Source organism: Methylobacter sp. BBA5.1 (assembly GCF_000746145.1).
Lineage (GTDB): Bacteria > Pseudomonadota > Gammaproteobacteria > Methylococcales > Methylomonadaceae > Methylobacter > Methylobacter marinus.
On record NZ_JQKS01000001.1, the window covers coordinates 23237 to 41394 of the forward strand.

The 18158-nt window shown below is 49.1% G+C and carries 25 protein-coding genes; 1 reads left to right on the forward strand and 24 read right to left on the reverse strand.

Translation table 11 applies throughout. The features are described 5' to 3' along the window. Positions 1–916: 916 nt before the first annotated feature. The 15 genes from EK22_RS00095 to EK22_RS00155 all read right to left on the reverse strand — a co-directional run bounded on the left by EK22_RS00095 (position 917) and on the right by EK22_RS00155 (position 10723). Positions 917–2596 (reverse strand): hypothetical protein, encoded by a 1680-nt coding sequence (locus tag EK22_RS00095; protein WP_036246906.1) that lies wholly within the window; start codon positions 2594–2596, stop codon positions 917–919. Between the two features lie 2 nt (positions 2597–2598). After that, positions 2599–3096: a hypothetical protein gene (locus tag EK22_RS00100; protein WP_036246908.1), complete on the reverse strand. Its 498-nt coding sequence runs from the start codon at positions 3094–3096 to the stop codon at positions 2599–2601. A gap of 207 nt (positions 3097–3303) precedes the next feature. Continuing rightward, entirely contained in the window at positions 3304–3510 is a 207-nt protein-coding gene (locus EK22_RS00105; RefSeq protein ID WP_036246910.1) for a hypothetical protein, read from the reverse strand. Position 3511: 1 nt separating this feature from the next. Further along, the gene (locus tag EK22_RS00110) at positions 3512–3799 is read right to left on the reverse strand and encodes a hypothetical protein (RefSeq protein WP_036246912.1); all 288 of its coding nucleotides are present in this window, start codon (positions 3797–3799) and stop codon (positions 3512–3514) included. Then, on the reverse strand, positions 3796–4020 hold the full coding sequence (locus EK22_RS24055; protein WP_152564958.1) for a hypothetical protein: 225 nt from the start codon (positions 4018–4020) through the stop codon (positions 3796–3798). The genes EK22_RS00110 and EK22_RS24055 overlap by 4 nt, the downstream gene beginning before the upstream one ends. Then, positions 4010–4150, reverse strand: a complete 141-nt coding sequence (locus EK22_RS24590) for a hypothetical protein (protein WP_161786358.1) — start codon at positions 4148–4150, stop codon at positions 4010–4012. Before EK22_RS24590 ends, EK22_RS24055 begins: the two co-directional genes overlap by 11 nt. Continuing rightward, complete coding sequence (locus EK22_RS00115) at positions 4147–4542, reverse strand: DUF5681 domain-containing protein (protein WP_036246914.1); 396 nt, start codon at positions 4540–4542, stop codon at positions 4147–4149. Before EK22_RS00115 ends, EK22_RS24590 begins: the two co-directional genes overlap by 4 nt. Positions 4543–4716: 174 nt before the next feature. Then, the gene (locus tag EK22_RS00120; protein ID WP_036246916.1) at positions 4717–6000 is read right to left on the reverse strand and encodes an AAA family ATPase; all 1284 of its coding nucleotides are present in this window, start codon (positions 5998–6000) and stop codon (positions 4717–4719) included. Continuing rightward, complete coding sequence (locus EK22_RS00125; RefSeq protein ID WP_036246918.1) at positions 5997–6419, reverse strand: CHC2 zinc finger domain-containing protein; 423 nt, start codon at positions 6417–6419, stop codon at positions 5997–5999. The genes EK22_RS00120 and EK22_RS00125 overlap by 4 nt, the downstream gene beginning before the upstream one ends. A gap of 464 nt (positions 6420–6883) precedes the next feature. Continuing rightward, positions 6884–7642 (reverse strand): phage antirepressor KilAC domain-containing protein, encoded by a 759-nt coding sequence (locus tag EK22_RS22945; protein WP_152564959.1) that lies wholly within the window; start codon positions 7640–7642, stop codon positions 6884–6886. Between the two features lie 37 nt (positions 7643–7679). Further along, positions 7680–7895 (reverse strand): helix-turn-helix transcriptional regulator, encoded by a 216-nt coding sequence (locus tag EK22_RS00135; protein ID WP_036247138.1) that lies wholly within the window; start codon positions 7893–7895, stop codon positions 7680–7682. A gap of 88 nt (positions 7896–7983) precedes the next feature. Next, on the reverse strand, positions 7984–8517 hold the full coding sequence (locus EK22_RS00140) for a hypothetical protein (RefSeq protein ID WP_152564960.1): 534 nt from the start codon (positions 8515–8517) through the stop codon (positions 7984–7986). A 109-nt stretch (positions 8518–8626) separates the two neighbouring features. Next, positions 8627–8920 carry a hypothetical protein gene (locus EK22_RS00145; RefSeq protein WP_020157045.1) on the reverse strand — a complete coding sequence of 98 codons (294 nt, stop codon included), beginning with the start codon at positions 8918–8920 and terminating at the stop codon, positions 8627–8629. 4 nt (positions 8921–8924) lie between these two features. Further along, positions 8925–10172 (reverse strand): tyrosine-type recombinase/integrase, encoded by a 1248-nt coding sequence (locus EK22_RS00150; protein ID WP_036246922.1) that lies wholly within the window; start codon positions 10170–10172, stop codon positions 8925–8927. A gap of 161 nt (positions 10173–10333) precedes the next feature. Further along, a complete protein-coding gene (locus EK22_RS00155) occupies positions 10334–10723 on the reverse strand; it encodes a hypothetical protein (RefSeq protein WP_020157047.1) in 390 nt (129 codons plus the stop codon). A 510-nt stretch (positions 10724–11233) separates the two neighbouring features. Between EK22_RS00155 and EK22_RS00160 the strand changes: the two genes are divergently transcribed. Beyond that, entirely contained in the window at positions 11234–11707 is a 474-nt protein-coding gene (locus EK22_RS00160) for a CBS domain-containing protein (RefSeq protein ID WP_036247140.1), read from the forward strand. Between the two features lie 408 nt (positions 11708–12115). Here the strand turns inward: EK22_RS00160 and EK22_RS00165 are convergent, their stop codons facing one another. From EK22_RS00165 to EK22_RS00205, 9 genes are all read right to left on the reverse strand, one after another. Beyond that, on the reverse strand, positions 12116–12517 hold the full coding sequence (locus EK22_RS00165) for a thioesterase family protein (RefSeq protein ID WP_036246924.1): 402 nt from the start codon (positions 12515–12517) through the stop codon (positions 12116–12118). Positions 12518–12549: 32 nt separating this feature from the next. Then, positions 12550–13101, reverse strand: a complete 552-nt coding sequence (locus EK22_RS00170; RefSeq protein WP_036246926.1) for a class IV adenylate cyclase — start codon at positions 13099–13101, stop codon at positions 12550–12552. 388 nt (positions 13102–13489) lie between these two features. Next, positions 13490–14110 (reverse strand): LysE family translocator, encoded by a 621-nt coding sequence (locus EK22_RS00180; protein ID WP_036246929.1) that lies wholly within the window; start codon positions 14108–14110, stop codon positions 13490–13492. Between the two features lie 122 nt (positions 14111–14232). After that, the gene (locus EK22_RS00185; RefSeq protein ID WP_020157056.1) at positions 14233–14538 is read right to left on the reverse strand and encodes an NIPSNAP family protein; all 306 of its coding nucleotides are present in this window, start codon (positions 14536–14538) and stop codon (positions 14233–14235) included. 37 nt (positions 14539–14575) lie between these two features. Further along, positions 14576–14986 (reverse strand): CTP synthase, encoded by a 411-nt coding sequence (locus tag EK22_RS25095; RefSeq protein WP_235209180.1) that lies wholly within the window; start codon positions 14984–14986, stop codon positions 14576–14578. 6 nt (positions 14987–14992) lie between these two features. After that, positions 14993–15271: a glutamine amidotransferase-related protein gene (locus EK22_RS25100; protein WP_235209181.1), complete on the reverse strand. Its 279-nt coding sequence runs from the start codon at positions 15269–15271 to the stop codon at positions 14993–14995. Between the two features lie 144 nt (positions 15272–15415). Next, on the reverse strand, positions 15416–16294 hold the full coding sequence (locus EK22_RS00195) for an EamA family transporter (RefSeq protein WP_036246931.1): 879 nt from the start codon (positions 16292–16294) through the stop codon (positions 15416–15418). 88 nt (positions 16295–16382) lie between these two features. Next, on the reverse strand, positions 16383–17210 hold the full coding sequence (gene panB, locus EK22_RS00200) for a 3-methyl-2-oxobutanoate hydroxymethyltransferase (protein ID WP_036246933.1): 828 nt from the start codon (positions 17208–17210) through the stop codon (positions 16383–16385). Positions 17211–17365: 155 nt separating this feature from the next. Then, entirely contained in the window at positions 17366–17983 is a 618-nt protein-coding gene (locus EK22_RS00205) for an HAD-IA family hydrolase (RefSeq protein WP_235209182.1), read from the reverse strand. Positions 17984–18158 lie beyond the last annotated feature (175 nt).

The window sequence follows — 18158 nt, forward strand, 5'->3', positions numbered from 1 at the left end:
ATATAAGACCATGTTTTTTAGAATAAATCATCATATTGGCATGGAATCATGCTAGAGATTTGATTGTTTAATGTTTGCGACACATCACCACGATACGCAACCGTAAAAAGGCCGACTTAGCCTTGCTGCCGCTGCTGGATTCGCTTTAGGTGAGCCGAAAACCCGGCTCAGCTTCCTAATTGTGTTGATTCCACATATTTAGAGTTTTCAATAGGCGGAATCCCGCCCTTTTCTATTCCCGTTGGCAGATAGGACTTTTCCCCTTTTGGATAAAGGACGGCTGTTCGTCCTTTTGGCTGATTTTTCCTTTAATATCAATATGATCCATATTTGGATCATCTTTCAGCGCAAGACATTAAGAAAACCCTGCAATTTTGTAGAGATTGAAACAAGAGGTCTCCCCGTATTGGGGGACTCAGCAAAATTGCGGCGTCAAGATCCCCACCCGGCATTAGCGAATGTGGAAGCGACTTAAATCGCTACGAGGATTTAGGACCATACCAAATGTATATTCAGCGGGCGCAAAATTGCGCCGGTTAAATTCCCGTTACCCTCTGTCAGGGTATCGAAGACACGTCGAACCATCGCCACATTGACTGCCTAAACTCTACATTTATGCTGAGTTTCAGCGTCGTTAACCACCCGATTCGGGGTATTAAGGAAGCACTGCGTTGATGCCCCCATTGACGACCTAAGGATTGTTAGCCCGTTCACCATCATGGCGAACCCTCGCCCTAAACTCGCCCTTGCTATAACCTTGCCAGTACCCTGGCTGAGGGAAGCGTCAATACATAAGTATTTGCTTATGAATAACCGCCCTGCAATATACCCATCCTTATCCATTGATGATTAATTTTTATCAAATTGATAAATAATAAAAAAGCCGGCATGGTTAACCGGCTCTCTATGTCAGCTCTTAATTGTAAGCGCCCAATAAACCATTGGCGCCCACCGGAGCGGCTAAGTACCGTTGCGCCGGGGCTTCAAGCTGTTGTATTGACTTAAGCAAACCTTCGGTCAGATACTTTTTACCCGTTTTACTGTTCATCAGCTTCTGCAATGGCACTGCGGCGGCCCCGCTGGTCAGCATGGATGGCAATAGGCCGCCGATAGCCGCACCATGAGGGCCGCCCACCAAGAAACCAGCGCCCCCGGATATAATGCTTGCAGGGTTCGTCAGCATTTGCGTGTAGAAGCTACGCTGTGACGTTCCCGAACTGGCAGGCTCCTGAATAAAGGCTTTGCCGATTTTGCCCAAATCCTTAAGCTCACTGGAACGATAAGCCGCGTTACCGTCCTTCCTGATAGCCGCGCCCAACAAACCCGCCGGGCTGATATTGCCGTCAACCGACTTTTCCGCCAATGGTTCTATCTTTTTCATGTTGGCGTATTGCTTGCGTAATTGCGCCCACGCCGCGGCATCCTGCGGCGATATGGATTTGTCCATACCCTCACGCAATGTATCTCTGATTTGCCCAAGCGCGTGCTTCAGGTCGCCGTTGCTCGTCCCGCGCATCCTGCGCCCAAGTTCGCTATCAAACTTCCGGTAAGCTTCGCCTGATACTTTTCCGCCGCGGTTAACTTTTGTTAAGAAGTCATCAATATAATTATTTACAACCTTCCCAACATCCCCGGCTTCAAAACGCTGTGCATTATGGCTATGCTGTGCCAATCGGTTAAGCGTCACATCATCCAGATTAAACCGGTTCCGGCTCGCAATATCACCGATGGCGCGCCCCACTCGCTGCTTAGTCTCGGACATGACGCCTTCATTAAGATTATCCGCATTAGTCCCCATCGTTTTAGCTACCGCCGCGTTAAACTGCTTGCGTTGCGCTTCTTTGGTGGTCTGCTGCGCTCCGGCTGTCAATGGTAAGTCATCCATAACGGAATTTATCCAGCGCATAGGCTTGGAGTTGGTCAGTTGAGCCGCGTTTAAGTCGATTCCCATTGCCTGCGCCTTACGCGCTAATGCCTGCTCAGCTGCCGACAATTCAGACCGAACCGGGCGCAATACGCGGCCAAGCCCGGCTATGGCACCATGCGCAAGCGCACCGCCAGCCGCGCCCGTTAGCGCGTTCTGCATCGCGCTCTCGTTCTCTGTGGTCGGTTGCAAAGCACCGATAGCCGCGCCAGACTTTGCCGCCTGCGCCCATGTGCCGCCCGGTAATATGGCGGTTGCTGCAATCTCGCCGGTAAGGTTACCTAAACTGCCTGCGGTCGTGTCCTTTAAGTGGCTGTCAATTTTCCGGTTTGCTGCTACGTCTGCGGCTGTCGGCAATCCCAGACTGTTAGACCATTGTTCCGGTAATACGCCCCGGAGACGTTGCCCGGCGCCTTTTACCAAATTAGCGGCACCCATACCCGCGCCAGCAACAAACCGCTCCGTATCGCTCATGCTGTCGGCTGGATTGTATGCTTTAAGCTGCTCAAGCTCCGCTTCCAGTTGCTTAATGCGCTCGGATCTTTGGTCGCCCGGTTGTGCTAATTGTTGCCGGGTTGTTTGATAAGCTCGCGCAAGTCGCTTGGCTGCGTCAGTGTCGCCCGCCTTATGCGCGTTGCGTAATGCTCTCTCGATCAATTCTAATGACGCCATGATTAAATCCTCCCGACTGGCATCATAGGCATAGGTTGATAAGGCATCCAATTACTTTGACCTATTGGCCGCGGTACCGGTAAACTTTGGAATTGTGGCGAAATACCCTGATTCAAAGAACTAAGAAGGCCGCTGTTGAAAATGTTGCCCTTCTCGTCTGTGCCGTTATTGTGCTGCTGCAGATATGATCCTAAGCCGCCTCCCAATAAGCCCATGCCCAAGCCCTGCATAGCCCCTTGACCACCATCCATAAACGCGCCAGCCAGCCCCAAGCCTGCGCCCCATTTGCCGGCACTCATTAAATTATCAATGGCGTTCTGGCTAAGCCCGGCATCGGCCATGCCCGAACGTAAACCGGAACCAAGCCCGAAAGCATCAAAACCGCTAGCCCTGTCGTAACCGGCGCTAATGGCGTCGTCCATGTAGCTTAGGCCATTGCCAACCTGCCCAATACCCTGTCCCAACGTGTTACCGAATGAGTTTAAAAGATCAAAGTTCATGTGTTGTCTCCCGACAATAAATTAAATATTAATTACGATGTGTGGCCAATGCCAATATCACAGCCATGTGAAGCAATACCTGGTTACAATCCATTGCCCATTGTTGAACGTCCGTTACCGATAGAATTGAAAAGTCTGTCATACATTGTTTTGCCTCCCGGCAATAAAAATTAAAGATCATGGTTAATTGTGATTCAGTTCAATTCGTCATGCTGCCCCTGTTGTCTTTTGCTCAAAAGGAACCAAAAAAATAATGTCCTCGGGCCTCTCACGGTCGGGACTCTCCATAAGCCATCTATCACAGGCCGCCTCTGTGGTTTCGCCTACTCTAACGCCAATCAATTCAATTGGGCCTTTTTTTTCACGGGGTTGCAATTGCTCAAGTTTAATTAAGCGATTTTTAATAGTACTCATTCTATGCCCCTCTGCATTGGCTGTGGTCGTGGCCGTCATCGGCAACAATAGAAACGATTTTGCCGGGAACACTAAGAGCGGCCTTAACTCTATCAATAAACGCTTGCTCTGTTTCGTCGGGATCAATGATTATCTTGTTGTCCTTGTTTAAAACATTCCACATTCTGCGCGCTGACAAATATTTGCACTTTGGGCAAACAAGATGCCGAATGACAGCCCAGTATTTCAACCTGTCATCATTGCCGCTCTTGGCTTCTAACTTTGTTACTCGGGTTTTAATGCCGCTCATGATGCTACCTCTATTTCATTCAGTACTTCATCAAGCCATCTATGCGTAGGACTGGCATCTGGTGATAATGGCTTTCTCGGCTTAGTTGGTTGATGTGTGCCGTTATTAATGGCCGTGATAGTGTCATTCAGCCATTGGCGCGCATTCGGACAATCAAGCGCCTGTACGGGCTTTACTGCGTGTTTTTGTTCCATCCTGGCTAATCTGGCTTTAAGATTCATCGGTATCGCTCCATAACTCCAGAACTTCAGGATCAAGGTCACCGCTATTTACCAGCATTTCAGCAAGCGCGCCCAGAAGTTCAAATTCATCTTCATCTAATGGTTGTTGGTTATCATCTAAAATACTCATTGTTGTTTTCCTTCAAGTGCTTCGATACGTTTTGTGAGTTCGTCTATTTCAATAATCTTCGACTGTGCCGCCAGCGCGGTAATTAACTGACTGCCTATATCTGGCGGAATGGATCCATTCAAAGCCGCCTGGATGACCGCTGCGCCTTGCTCTGCCAATCCCGCGCCAGCAGGCAGGGCTATCGTTAATTGCCCCGCTATTGGCTTTAAATTGGGAATAAGCTTGTCAATAAGAACCTTTGCTGCCGCCGTATCGCCACCGACTGCCGCATCAATAAGCGATTGCAAAATATCATCGGCTCTTTGCTCAATGGCCTTTCTAAGCTTAGCGCCCGGTGTCTTGCCTGCTGGCCTGCCTGCCGCGTTCCCGCTTTGTCCTTTTTTAAACGCCATAATTGTTTACTCCTTGCTTTTTCAACATTCGTTCTATTCTGTTCGTTGTCATAAAGTATCCGTTAAGGCTAAGTTTTAAGTCGGTGTTGATAGGGCGTTACAAGCGTTACACTCCTATAGGAGTGTGTAACGTATGTAACGCCCCTCAACCGTTACACTTTTGTAAATGTAACGCTATGTAACGCCATGTAACGCTTCCCTCGAAGCCTTGATATTCATAGGATCTAACGGTTCTTTATTTTCTGTAACGCTATGTAACGCCGTCGTTTTAGCCGTTACATTGGCTTCACCCGTTACAGAGTCGTTTTGTAACGCTTTTGTAACGCCTGCATCGGCATCAATTCGCCAAATATACCCGTCATGCTCGGCTGTCAGATTACGTTCCAGAAACTTGTCACGCGCTCTTTTAAATGTAACGCGCGGCTGACTACAATCGGACGGGATAACCTTGAAGGCAAACTCGCGCCATTGTTCTATTGGTACGACGTTCTTAAACGTACCCGTTCCAAAGCCGCCGAATTTCTGCCGAATTTCCGTTGTAGGCTCGATTCCATGAATTCGTAAGGCATCGGTAAGGCTGTCGAGTATTTGTCGCTCACGAACGCTTAACTTAGGCTTCTTCGGCTGTTTGATCGTTTTGCCGGAATACTCTAAATAGACGCTCGTTAATGGCTTCATTTCATCATCTAGCCAATCAAGTGAAACCTGTTGTAATGCAAAATCTAGCGGTTCTGGCGGTTCAAAATCTTTAGCCTTAGTGCATGATAGAGTTACCGTGTTTTCGTCCTTGGAAACGCAATATTCGGCATCCATGGCGGCACGAATGGCACTACTTCCTCGGCTGCGCCCGGATTCGTTATGGCCTGAGTGATGAACCACTAAAACGGCTGCCCCTAATGGCTTAAAGAACTGATCCAGATTCGAGATAAAGGCGGCAATGTCCCGGCTGCTGTTCTCGTCGGCGTCGATATTGCGGTTTAATGTGTCGATGATGATTAAGCCGGGCTTGATGCCTGATTTCTGCATTGCCTTTACAACATCGTCACAACTTCCAGGGGCCTGTAATTGCGCGGACTGCTTGCTCAATAACAGGTTACCGGGGGCTTTGATTCCATGCTTGATCTCTAACGCCTTAAGCCGTCGTGCATATCCGGCAAAACCTTCACCCGCGATAATGACAACGCCTGCCTGCTGTGTCGGCCGGCCTTCCCACCCCATCCCCTTAGCAATGCAAAATCCCCAATCCAGTGCAAACAGTGATTTTCCGCTTGCTGGCGCGCCGTATAACAGGCTGATGCTTTCGCGCTCGAGTAGGTTTCTCACTAACCAATTTATCGGCTTAGGCTTAAGGGTAAGTTCACTTGCTGCAACCAGTTCAAATTCAGGTTTGCTAGTCGCGCCGCCGCTGTCCTGATGATTAAAATACCTATCCTGCAGTTCATCTAATGTTGCAATCACCGCCCACACTCCTTCACCACATCATCAATAAGCGCCTCAGCTTGGCTTATTCGTTTCAGGTCGTCCGGTGCTAAGCTTGCACCAATCAATAATTGACTGATAGCCAGCCTTAAAATGGTTGCTTCAAATACAACTCGGTCGAACATCTCTGATTTGCTAAACCGTGGCGCTCTGGATCTGGTGTGGTCGTAGCCTTGCGGCTTAGGCGGCATCAGGTCGGATAATTCCAGGCCCACGCTGGCGACAATGCTTTGCACATCGCACCCGCCAAAGCAATGAATCAGAATCTTGTCGTCGTCGGCTTGCTTGATCCCCAATGAGGGGCTTTTGTCGTCATGAGCAGGACAGCAAGCGATCCATTTGCCGGGGCCGGTTCGCCTGACTTTTTCAAGTCGATTCAATATGCTGTCAATTCCCATATTGACCGCTCCCGCTTAACCAAGTGTGAGCCGTGGCTTTATCCGTGGGCGTCAGGCTGTATTGCCCAGGGTAGCAAGCGTTCCCGTCCTTGTCATACCTTTCAACTCGGCTACATGGCACAGCTAAGCCTTTACGACGCAATCCCGCTATTAAGTCAGGCCCATTTGAACAGCCGACTATCAGATCAAGGTTTTCTCGCATGATAGGACGGTTGATCAATGCGGATAGTGCGCGTTTTTCTCTTGGCGTCAATCTCATAACGCCCCCCATGCCAAAAAGATCAAGAAGGCGGTATATTCGGGCAGTAAGGTTGCTGTTGCCGTGGTAGCTTTGGCTATTGCAAAGCGCATGATGAGTGTATAATTGTTCATGTGTAGTCCTCTGCCTCCCGGCAGTGATGAGTAAATAGAAGCCCTGTTCTTTATCGGTTCTGGGCTTTTTTATGCGACACGGGAAAGCGGCATTAAGTAAAATCCTGATCCAAAAGCGACATATATTTAGCCGCCAACCATACCTTGCCCCTCGGCGTAATTCTCAACGTATACCGATATTCGCCGCCGTGTTTTTCTTCAGTTGGTTTCCAAGTAAAGAACCCTCGATTAACGTATTGCTGGTATGGTTGGCGGTTGTCCATAATCAATTTATGTTTCTTCATCCATTGATAGAACTGTTTCTCTCCCAGGTCCACAATATCGACGGATTTAACGAACTCACGGACAAGGATCTCACCAGCTTTGATACTTGCCTCATTGGATGCCAGGATTAAATTGTCTTTTTCGGCAATGCTCGATTGCTGTTTGCCGATGATTTCAAGCGCCTTCTGTTTGGCTTCTACTTCGTCGGCCCAGGCCCGCGCCGCTTCTGCCGGGTTGGTGAAGTCTGGCAGGGTGAACAGGGTTTTGCTCTCTAGCTCAACCATACGATCATAGACGGCCGCCTGAACCTTGTATGACTCGCTCATAACCATTAGCGATGCTTCGCGTTTTGGCAGGTGGTAGCAAGGTTTATCACGGTTCCTGCCGTCTTTGTAGATGCCGGAAAAATTTCCCGCATTAGATTCGCCCAGAACTTTTACGACTTTCTTCATAAAATCAGAGTGTGCCAGCTCTGCCTGTCCTGGCTCTCGCATTTTGTTAATTAGATCAACCAATTCCAAGGAACTCATGGTTGCGCTGGCGGCTAAAGCTGTTGGTACTAAGGGCATGGTGGTGAATAGTCTCATTATGATTCCCTCCGTCATCACGACGGTAGATTGATAATTATTGTGCTGAGAGCTTTTTGACTAATTCGCGGATATCATCAACGCGCCATGCAACAGAGCGCTCTCCAAGTTTTACAGGTTTTGGATATTTGCCGGATTTAACGCCTTCAAGCCATGATGTCCGGGAAACGGGGATGATTGCGGGGGTGTTGGTTTTCTTATTACCAATGATGTTATGGAGTCTAAGAAAGCCAGTATTTGGTAATGTGTTCATTAGGATAAATTCCTGTTCAATTAAGTACGGAACAAATCTTAATAAGGGGGTTTTCATAAAAAAATAAAAACCTCACCTTGAATAATTTTTATGATTTTCTGATATGGGAAATCCGATTGAGAATATTTCTGTTGTTAATTATTCGTTGTCGTTGCAGTCTGGTTAATTTAAGATCATTACAAACAGCCTCTAGCGCCTGTGAGTTGGTAACTTTCTGCCCATCTGCCTCAAGCTCAGCCCGTTTCAATAAAGCCATCCTTGCATATTCCAAAGACTCTAAATTATCGCTTTTCTTGCGTCCACGCTTAGTACCAGGCTCAGTGAGAATTGATAAAAGTCCCTTTATTGGTTTTATTGGTTGTTTAGTTTGGATTTTTCGGCGGCTCGCCTTTTTCTTTTGCTCAATCAATGCAATTTTTGTCCTACACAAGTCAACTACTAAACCAGCGCCTTTCATTTCAAGAAACATGGCATAGGTGCGCCATTCATCCGCACCCCATTCATTCTTCCGAGAAAAATCTAGCTTTAGAGTAATTGAATCTAACAAACCCGGTACAGGAGGCCAAAGGGGTACAGGTATTAGTGTGGGATCATCTGTAGAAGGTCCAGTAAAAAACATCAAATAACACTCCGTTAAAGTGCAATCGTTACGAAAGGTTTGACCGGAAACAGGGTAACGAGTCCTGTTTGTTGCGCCGTCGCGCTATCCGGTCAAATTCGATTATATCGGCTTATCTTCTGCTAAGAGAGTTCGCGATAATTATGGCGCCTATAATAATGGCAACACTCGCCGGAAGAATCGCTACTACTTTAAAAAATAGGTAAATAAACACCCCGGCCAAAATCAATAATGAAAGCTCTCGCGCCTGGACCGCTGCAAAAATCAAGCAAGCCCAACTTTTCCATTCATCTTCTGGATATTCATTGGTTAGAACCCAGGCCGCATAAAGCATAAGTGCGGCGAGTGGATAGCGGAACCACCATCGGCCTTCTTTATTTCCTGCATTTTCTAGTGAATTGTCCATGTGTTTATGCTCGCTTGCCAATCGGAATCACATCAGCACCACTCTTTAAGCTGTCCAGATAATCCGCCCAGGCTTGCATCATCTTTCGACGTTCTTCCAGGTATTGCGCCCGGTTATATGCCGCTCTTACGGCATCCTTCGGCATATGGCACAGTTGCCGCTCTATGGCATCTGGAGACCAACCTTGTTCATTCAGTAATGTTGAAGCCGTGGTTCTGAATCCGTGGGCGCAATGAATATCATCGTAACCCATGATCTGCAATGCGTTCTGAATGGTCCGCTTGCTCATCGGCTTGGTGTAATCGCTGCCTTTGGGGAAAACGTACTCGGAATGCCCTGTAACGGGCCTTAATTCGGTCAGTATTTTGATTGCTTGGGAAGAAAGGGGAACGATGTGATTGATTCCGGTTTTAGATGCCAAATAGCGCCATTCCTTTGCTTCAATATCAATCCCGGCCCATTCCATCAATCTCAGCTCGCCGGGCCGGCAAAATAGCACCGGAAGCAGCCTTAATGCCGATTTAACGGTAAATGTGCCGTTATAGGCGTCAATATCGCGTAAGAGCCTACCTACATCAGCGGGATTTGTAAGAGCGGGCCGGTGATTGCCTTGATGGGATTTCAGCATCTTTGCTACTGGCTGAGCAACGTCATAATCCGCCAGACCGTGGGCGATTGCATAGCCAAAAACCGCGCTGATTTCGGCTCTCAGGGCTTTAGCGGTGGCTGTTTTTCCTGAATCGATAGTTTTAATGACAGCCATAATATCGGGCGATTTGACCGCTTTAATGTCCATGCCGCCAATAACGGGGAAAACATAGGTTCTAAACCGGGACAGCTTGATATTGTAGGTTTGCTCGGCTATCTGATGCTTGATAGAGCGGAACCACTGCCCCGCTATGTCCTCGAATGAGCCGACAATAGGCAACCCCGCCTTTATTCTTTTTTCGTTCTCTGTGGCCTCATGACGGGCCTTTTTCACTGCCTTCCTTGTATCGCTGGGGTCTATGCCATTAGCGGCCAGCTTTCGCGCCTCCTCTGCCTTGCGCCTCGCATCCGCTAAACTGGTATCAGGATATGTACCTAATGATAATGTCTTGCGCTTACTGTCTATGCTGTAGTCGAATCGCCACCACCGCGCACCACTGGGCTTGATGAGCAAATACAAACCATCGCCATCATTTAGCCGCTTATCTTTTATATCGGGCTTGGCGCTCTTGATTGCGCTGTCTTTCAGTAACTCTTTAGCCATTTACAGTAACTCCTCATTGGTATTTTAGAGTTACTGTAAATGTTACTGCTTAAAATGTCGAATGTTACTGCATCTTGATGTACTTCAATGAATAGACAAAGCAGCTAAACACCATGATAAACAAGGAATTAAAGACTTTATCGAACATCAATAAACATTAATTATTTTTTTGTCATGAAAAAATAAGCCGATTGGCATTTAAGAATCATTTTGTTGTTTTCTTTTTCAACTGCAGTGCAGGTTTCCATTCTGGAGCGGCCGGGAGCGGCTTGCTTGACCAGTTTACCGTCTTCGACGGAATAATTGAGTACTGCGCGCAGCTGATCGATCCGTGCGTGGGCATCCGATTCCTGGGAAATGCCTTCCATCGTACCATCTGCCCTGAAGGTCCAAACAGTGTTCAAGCTTCTTGACTTGGTACCTTCGCGATCAACTGATTCCTTGTCGATTTGCCAGCTGCCGATCAGATCGGACTGAGTCAATGGAACGTCCGCATTCGCGGAAAAAGACAAGAACATCAGAGCGCAAACAGAAAACCGAGTAAATTGCATGGTTAAAACCTTATAAATAGTAAGTTAAAGTTCGCCATTATAGCACGGAACTTTTTGCATTCAGCGGAAATGCAATGAAGCCGAAACTGACTGGATTATGGTCTCTTGACGCAATCGTGTATAAACGTTTGGAGTCTTTTTAGAACCGGCGCTGTCTGAGCTGAAAAGCGTCCTGTCCATTCAAACCGGGTCACAGGGGGGGCGAAACTTTATATCCGTATGGCTAGCAAGCATTTATGGCAATGAATGCCGCCCCCACCGGACAAACCTTGTCGCTGTTAGATGCAATCGGCGTTTATCACCGTGAAGTGGGGCCTTGGACCTGGAGCATCTTGCATAAGTGACGCCGCGTCAGAGGCCAACCGTTATCGCTGAGCCAGCATGCTATATGAATTGAGTGAAATCGACGCTATGCCCGGCACTATCCGGTTGGGCCGCTGTTACGAGAGAGCCGGCAGGCGTATACACTGCTACGCAGGCTCATCAATTTACAAGCCGAGGAAACTGCTCATGTTAATCCGAGACTTTATGACCCCCAAACCCATTACCGTTCAGCCGGAAACGCCGGTTAAAGAGGTGGCGGACCTACTGATAGCCAATCGCATCAATGGCGTTCCCGTCGTTGATGTCGAAGGCTTGTTGCTCGGTATCGTCACAGCCGAGGATCTAATTGACCGAGGACTAGACGAACGGCTCAAACCGCGCGAATCCATCTGGAAGGAGAATTTCTGGATTTCCTATTTTGCCCCTAAAGATCCTCAGCCCGGCAAAGCCGAGGGCCGTACGGCTGCTGAGATAATGAGTAAGGATGTGTACAGCGTTGAACCAGACATGCGCTTGTTCGAAGCCGCCCGGCTGATGGTGGAGTATCAGGTGACCTCACTGCCGGTAGTGGAAGCGGGAAAACTGGTTGGCATCATTTCCCGAATCGATCTTCTTGCTTGCTGGGAAGAGCTCGAGAGCCGATTGCACAAAGAGGATTGACAACGACTGGAGTAATTGAACGATACCTGGGCACAACACTATAAAATGGCATACTGATTTGCCGATCTCGGTGTTATTTTATTGCCTGCGCGTATAGAAATATTTATAAAAACAAACCGATTCAATGTCATTTATTCCATCTTGACATTGCTAAGGATTTGGTCGTCAATAATGTCCCTGTTTAAACATAGGATGTGCCGACGACAGGAGGCGCACTTGTGCCCTTTAGGGTATCGTTCGCGAGCGATGCGCTTCGCTTCGCCGCCTGGAACGCCTACTTTTGGTCAGCATATCCTATGCAAGATTCTGATTTCAGGAAGTCATTTTTAGCCAAATCCTAAGGTGAGGCTAACTGAGCTGCGTGGCTTTTCGCACAGTTCCGTTTGGCCATAGGATTATATGCTACGTTTATGCAGAGAGACCTGAAAGGGTTTGTTCGAAGCGCGCAAGGTTGACTGGTGCACGGGAATGTGTACCTTTCCCAATTAGATTTTTGCCGTCGTGCGCCAGCACTTCGAACTCAATTAGCTTGTGCGTGACTTTGGTAACTCTAGCATATGCGGTAACGGTGCGGCCAACTGGCGTAGGCGCCAAGTGACGTATATTGACGTCGACGCCAACAGAGACCCACCCGGCTGGCAGGTAAGGCTGGACGGCGTTACTTGCCGCGATTTCCATCAAGTGGATCATGCAGGGAGTCGCATAGACCTCCGGCATGTTTGAATGGGAGTGGCGCACGGTTAGCTCCTTTGTTACTACTGTAGTTGCCCCTGCTTCGGCCCCGACAGTTATTTTGATGGCGGAATTCATGATTGTCTCTTTATAGTATTTAGCGCTTCAACTCACCTGCCGACAGAAGTCGGAGAAAGGATCGCTTTATTGGGCAATTTTGCCAGTAGGTCCACATAGGCCTCTTCTACTAACTGTTGCGGGGAGATAGTCAATTGTTCCAGCAATTCATGAGCCACTGATACACCGGCTTCGTTAGGTTCGCCATCAGCCAGGACGACTTCCAGTTCCAGAAAGTCTCCCAATTCGTCCACTTTATCCAAATGAATTCGCGTTCGCCCTGCCAAGAATAAGGTGCGGTGTTTGCGCACACGTCCAATTTCGCCATAGGCCAGCGACAACACCTGACGGATTGAATCAGGGGAAGCGGTCGGCGAGATGACATAGAAAGATTCCTTGGGGCCTGCACTGTCTGGGCGCTGATAGAAAATCAGCTGCCCATCATGCTCAGAGAAAGCGCGAAGTTTCAGCCTGCCGTTGGGACAAGCAAAAAACGTATCGTCCTGGTGTATTTCGATGGGACCTTCGTCCGCGATCTTTGCTACCACCGACTGCAGTGATTCGACGCTTTCAATTCGAGCTTTGATTTCAATATTTCTAGCCATAAGTAACTGATGTTACGCAGTAAGTTGAATTCAGATCGGTTTAGCAAGGTGTCGCTAGCGCGACGATTATTTGAATCGGGTTTATCGCACCCGAAGGCGAGTTACTTTCTTTTGCGCGGCCAAAAGAAAGTAACCAAAGAAAAGGCCGCCCGTTGCCGCTTTTTCCTTGCGCTCCTCGCTTTCGGCGAGGGTTGCCAAAAGGGACTTCCTGTCCCTTTGGCAACGCGCTGCATCCATGCAGCGCCCCTTCGGGCTGTTCTCGCCGAAAGCTGCGGTGCTCGGCGCGGCAAACGGGATAAAATCTTCCGTGCGTAACAACAGTAAGTAATAAAATGCTTGATGCCGAATTCAGCGGCTTATCTAGTGAAATAAGGGATGGGATCTAACTTCATCGGTTATTTGCCGCCAGTTTTACGCCAAAGCCAATGAGCGCCACGCCCGCAAGCCGGGCCGCGATTTTACGCACCGATGGCAATGGCGACAGCTTGCGAGCCAACGCGTTGCCAACGAGCACGAGGCCTGCCTGATACAAAAAGCTGATGAGCGTAACATGCGCCATCAGGCCACCCAGCGTAATAGACGATGCATCCGCACACAGGAACAGCGGGAAGAAGGCCAGAAAGAACAGAATAACTTTGGGATTGGTGAGGCTGACCAGGAAGGCCTGTTGAAAATAGCGCCAGCTGCTCTTTTTCTGTGGGGGTGTGCTCGCTACGTTGGCAGCAGGCGACCTGAGCAACTGAATGCCCAGCCAGCCCAAGTAAACAGCACCAACCCCTTGCAGTGCCTCGAACACAAGCGGGTACGCATGCATCACGGTGGCCAGGCCGAGAACCGCTCCGCTCATGTATATGAAATCACCGAGCAAGGTACCCATAACGGCACCGAATCCCGCGCCGATACCGTGGCGTGCCGTGGCCGTGAGAATCACCAGTGTGCCTGGTCCAGGAATCAGCTGAAAAATAAGAATTGCTGCGATAAAGCTCGCGTAGTTCTGGATGTCAAACATGATTCAGTCTCCTAGTGATGTCAAACGTTGGTCTTCGCTGAACTAATGGATGAGGTACGCCGTGATGCCGAACGGATGTGTAAGGCGATGCGAACGGTCGGATTGGTACATAGCGTTTGAGCTCATTCAAAAACCGGACGGAAGAAGCTACGGTCATAACTCAGGATACAACGTGTCTGTTCGGCATATTCGAACGCAGCTTGGCACGCTGGGTCCTGGAGCGATTGGGCTCGGTATTCCTCATAGCGTGCAAAACTCGGAAAGGTAAACAGAGCCAGCGCAACATTGTTCGCACCCTCCGAAGGCATAAAATAGCCATGATGTTTTCCGCCGAACTTTTCCACGAGAGGAATCCACAGCTTCCCGTAATGCTCAAACTCTTTAAGCTTGTAGGGGTCAATGATGTAACGTAGATAGCAAGTGATCATGTAGGTCTTTGATGGCTAATGTTGAACGCTAGGGATGTTAAACTGAATAACTCACTACAGCCGCTAAGAAAGCTGTAATCAGCGGATGTGGCTGTTCAGGTGTAGAGCGCTCCTGCGGTACAAACAATGTGCCAATGAAAAAGGGGTGATTCGGATACTCAATGACGCGCACTTCACCCTCGGCATCTGAGCCGGAAATAATCATCGGCCCTTGCTTCAATAGAGGGATGCAATCCGGATTAACGCCGAAATTGCAGTAGTACCGCTCTTTCGCCGACAAACTGTCGTAAATTACATTCACTTGAGATTCCGGTACAAAATTAAGCTGCATCTCACGGCCAGCGAGTGAACAAGCCAATTGCGAAATGAACAGGCTTGAGGCGTATGGATCGTATTCGGCGTGCTGCGCCTCCTTAAAGCCCAGGATATTACGGGCGTATTCAATCACAATGTGCTAAAACCCGCCACAAGTGCCCAAACAGGGAATCTTGTTTTCCCTCGCATAGCGAATGGCCCATAGCGTCTTCTCCATGTTCTTGTACGGGCTGCCAGGCGCCACCCATATGCCGGAATAGCGATCAAACAGGCTTTGGTCAATATCTTCCGTTGAAATCCATTCCGCTGTTATGTCTATAGCCAAAAAGTTTCGGACATGCTTGATGGCCGCATCGGTTGAAGCATGGGGTGGAAATGTCGGTGTATATTCACCAAGCAGGGCTATCGATTTACGCATTACGTTCAACTCCTTTGAGTGGTCTGATGATGTGGTAGAAAAACCCGCCAGCCAAAAGCGGGATCATATGTATTTGATTTTCCATGAACTGATTGTTCAAACTTGGCCAATACGGCTTCTCGGACGGTTCCGGTACCAGGTTGCTCATGCCGGACGGAGGCGCATGGCGATACGAGCGCCAGCCAGATTGATGCACAGCCCAGCGATAATCAGAACGGCGGCGGCTAGCTTCCACGGATACAGCGGCTCCCCCAAGGCCAGCGCTGAACTCGTAAAGCCGAATACCGGCACCAGCAACGTAAACGGCGCCACTGTCGCCGCGGGATAGTGACTCAGCAGCCAGCTCCACACGGCGAAACCCAGCAGAGTTGACAGATAGGTGATATAGCCGACTGCCCCGATAGTGGGCCATGAAAGATAAGCCATGCCTTCAAGGCTCCAGCTGTCTTGCTCCAGTAGATACGACAGCAGCAAAAGCGGCGGCCAGGCAACCAGGCTTCCCCAAACCACCAGTGCCAGCATATCGACTTTACCGAGCTTCTTGGCAATCAGGTTGCCTATGCCCCATGAGGCAGCGGCAGCAACGATTAAAATCAGGCCCAGCGCCGAGATTTCGCCGCCTGTATGGGCGGCAACCAGCCCGATGCCCGAGAATGCCGTCAAGGCGCCAATGATCTGCCAGACAGAGGGCTGTTCAGCCAGAAATACGACAGCCAATGCAACCGTGAAAAACACATGAACCTGAAGCACTAAAGACGCCATGCCGGCTGTTGTTCCGGCATACATGCCGGAAAACAGCAGCGCGAACTGAGAGGCGAACATCACCAGTCCGAAGGCCATAACGCTACGGAAAGGTACGGCGGGACGTTTGATAAAAAAGACCGCTGGGAACGCGGAGAGAAAGAATCTGAGCGCGCAAAGCAGAATGGGCGGAATTTCTTTCAGACCCACTTTAATAACGACGAAGTTGAATCCCCAAATGGCCACTACCAAGACGGCCAGTCCTATGTCCTTGCGATTCATCGATATTATCCTACGTTCCTTTGGTTAATCTAATGCCTGAAATACACTGGCCTGCCCGGCTTTCCCGTTGGTCTGGTGAAATGGGGAATTATGACTTATTGGCAACATCAAAGCAGTGTTCCAATGTCGGAAAGGCACCGGAGCGAACATCATCCTCGAATCTCGCGAACGATTCCCGTATCAATGCACTCAAGTCGATGTACTGTTTCGCGAATCGCGGGGTGTAGTCAGAGAATAGACCTAGAGCATCTTCAGTTACCAATACTTGACCATCGCATTCGGGCGAAGCTCCAATACCAATGGTTGGAATTTTTACAGAATTAGTGATTTTCCGTGCCGCTTCCTCACATGTCCCTTCTATCAGGAGACTGAATGCGTTGCACTTTTCGAGTTCCAACGAAAGCGCGACAAGTCGTTCTATCTCGTCTGGTGTACGTCCTTGAAACTTGAATCCCCCCATGGCATTGACGTATTGGGGCATTAGGCCGATATGAGGCATTACCGGAATACCACGACTGGTAAGGAAGTCGACGGTTTCCAGCATTTCAATACCGCCCTCTAACTTAAGGCCTTGAGCGCCAGTCTCCGCCATTACTTTAGCAGCGTTTCGATAAGCCTGTTGAGGAGATTCCTGATATGTTGAAAAGGGCATATCGATAATGACACAAGCGCGAGATGCCCCGCGAGTGACGGCCTTCCCGTGATTGATCATCATGTCAAGCGTAACCGGCAAGGTTGAATCCATGCCATACGCAACCATTCCCGTGGAATCCCCTACGATAATGATATCCACGAGCTCATCCATTAGTTTCGCCATCGGCGTTGTGTACGCTGTAAGAGAGACAAGCCGCCCTCTTCCCTTTGTCGATCTAATCTGGGGAATGGTGATTCTTTGGGAAGTTGCGTGTGTACTCATTCCGGTTCCTATAAGTTATAACAAAGCAGTGGGAATAGCCTGTTTTTAGCCCAAAAAGAGGCTGCAAACAATTGATTTTTTCTAGTTAACGGCTTTTCGACAATTAAGTTTATTCCGCCAACACGCAACCCATTGAGTCTTCGATAGTTGTTCATTTAGCCTTTGGCAAAGTGAGCGAGCAATTCAGGCAGCTCCAGCATATCGTCAAATAGCACTGTCTCTCCGGCTTTCCGCGGCGAGGTTTCGCCATTTCGCACATACCGGAATGCTCTCATGCCGGCTGCTGCGGCCGCCTCAATCCCCACATCACTATCTTCTATCACCGCGCATTGGCCAGGCATAAACCCCATCGCCTCGGCGGCATATTGGAATAACCCAGGCTCCGGCTTCCAAGAACCCATTTCATACGAACTGAAGAGATTATCGCCAAAATAAGGTGCGAGGCCGCTGACTTGCAGCGCCTGACGGATTTTCAATGGCGGCCCGCTTGAGGCGATGCACTTAGGGAAGTTCATGACATCGAGCATTTCAAGAACGCCGGGCATCGGCTTCAGTTCATGAGAGAAGAGTTCCGCCACACGCTGGCGATACTGTTGTTCAAAAGTATCAGGCAATGTCTGGCAGAGACGGCGCTCAAGATCGGCAAGAATTTGAGCCAATTTTTTGCCCCGGTTCCGTCGGGTCAATGCCGCCACCGTCTCGTTCAACTGCGGAAGCAGATCGAGAAATGCTTGATTGCACAGTCCCTCGCTATCGACGAGCGTACCGTCCAAATCAAATATGACGCAGATCCTGGGCATTTACCGAAATGTCCAACGCCGGCTTGGCCTAGTGTCAGAATTGGTGTTTACCTGCTGGACGAGTTGCAAAGACTGATTTCTCTTCTGCTCCCAAAGCAGGTTAATTAAGTTGCCTGCCATTATCAAGCCAGCACCCAAAACCAAAAAC

Excerpts from the sequence above, each read along its gene's own strand:
- EK22_RS00095 (WP_036246906.1), bottom strand. The coding sequence starts at position 2,596 with ATGGCGTCATTAGAATTGATCGAGAGAGCATTACGCAACGCGCATAAG.
- EK22_RS00100 (WP_036246908.1), bottom strand. The coding sequence starts at position 3,096 with ATGAACTTTGATCTTTTAAACTCATTCGGTAACACGTTGGGACAGGGT.
- EK22_RS00105 (WP_036246910.1), bottom strand. The coding sequence starts at position 3,510 with ATGAGTACTATTAAAAATCGCTTAATTAAACTTGAGCAATTGCAACCC.
- EK22_RS00110 (WP_036246912.1), bottom strand. The coding sequence starts at position 3,799 with ATGAGCGGCATTAAAACCCGAGTAACAAAGTTAGAAGCCAAGAGCGGC.
- EK22_RS24055 (WP_152564958.1), bottom strand. The coding sequence starts at position 4,020 with ATGAATCTTAAAGCCAGATTAGCCAGGATGGAACAAAAACACGCAGTA.
- EK22_RS24590 (WP_161786358.1), bottom strand. The coding sequence starts at position 4,150 with ATGAGTATTTTAGATGATAACCAACAACCATTAGATGAAGATGAATTT.
- EK22_RS00115 (WP_036246914.1), bottom strand. The coding sequence starts at position 4,542 with ATGGCGTTTAAAAAAGGACAAAGCGGGAACGCGGCAGGCAGGCCAGCA.
- EK22_RS00125 (WP_036246918.1), bottom strand. The coding sequence starts at position 6,419 with ATGGGAATTGACAGCATATTGAATCGACTTGAAAAAGTCAGGCGAACC.
- EK22_RS22945 (WP_152564959.1), bottom strand. The coding sequence starts at position 7,642 with ATGAGACTATTCACCACCATGCCCTTAGTACCAACAGCTTTAGCCGCC.
- EK22_RS00135 (WP_036247138.1), bottom strand. The coding sequence starts at position 7,895 with ATGAACACATTACCAAATACTGGCTTTCTTAGACTCCATAACATCATT.
- EK22_RS00145 (WP_020157045.1), bottom strand. The coding sequence starts at position 8,920 with ATGGACAATTCACTAGAAAATGCAGGAAATAAAGAAGGCCGATGGTGG.
- EK22_RS00150 (WP_036246922.1), bottom strand. The coding sequence starts at position 10,172 with ATGGCTAAAGAGTTACTGAAAGACAGCGCAATCAAGAGCGCCAAGCCC.
- EK22_RS00155 (WP_020157047.1), bottom strand. The coding sequence starts at position 10,723 with ATGCAATTTACTCGGTTTTCTGTTTGCGCTCTGATGTTCTTGTCTTTT.
- EK22_RS00160 (WP_036247140.1), top strand. The coding sequence starts at position 11,234 with ATGTTAATCCGAGACTTTATGACCCCCAAACCCATTACCGTTCAGCCG.
- EK22_RS00165 (WP_036246924.1), bottom strand. The coding sequence starts at position 12,517 with ATGAATTCCGCCATCAAAATAACTGTCGGGGCCGAAGCAGGGGCAACT.
- EK22_RS00170 (WP_036246926.1), bottom strand. The coding sequence starts at position 13,101 with ATGGCTAGAAATATTGAAATCAAAGCTCGAATTGAAAGCGTCGAATCA.
- EK22_RS00180 (WP_036246929.1), bottom strand. The coding sequence starts at position 14,110 with ATGTTTGACATCCAGAACTACGCGAGCTTTATCGCAGCAATTCTTATT.
- EK22_RS00185 (WP_020157056.1), bottom strand. The coding sequence starts at position 14,538 with ATGATCACTTGCTATCTACGTTACATCATTGACCCCTACAAGCTTAAA.
- EK22_RS25100 (WP_235209181.1), bottom strand. The coding sequence starts at position 15,271 with ATGCGTAAATCGATAGCCCTGCTTGGTGAATATACACCGACATTTCCA.
- EK22_RS00195 (WP_036246931.1), bottom strand. The coding sequence starts at position 16,294 with ATGAATCGCAAGGACATAGGACTGGCCGTCTTGGTAGTGGCCATTTGG.
- panB (WP_036246933.1), bottom strand. The coding sequence starts at position 17,210 with ATGAGTACACACGCAACTTCCCAAAGAATCACCATTCCCCAGATTAGA.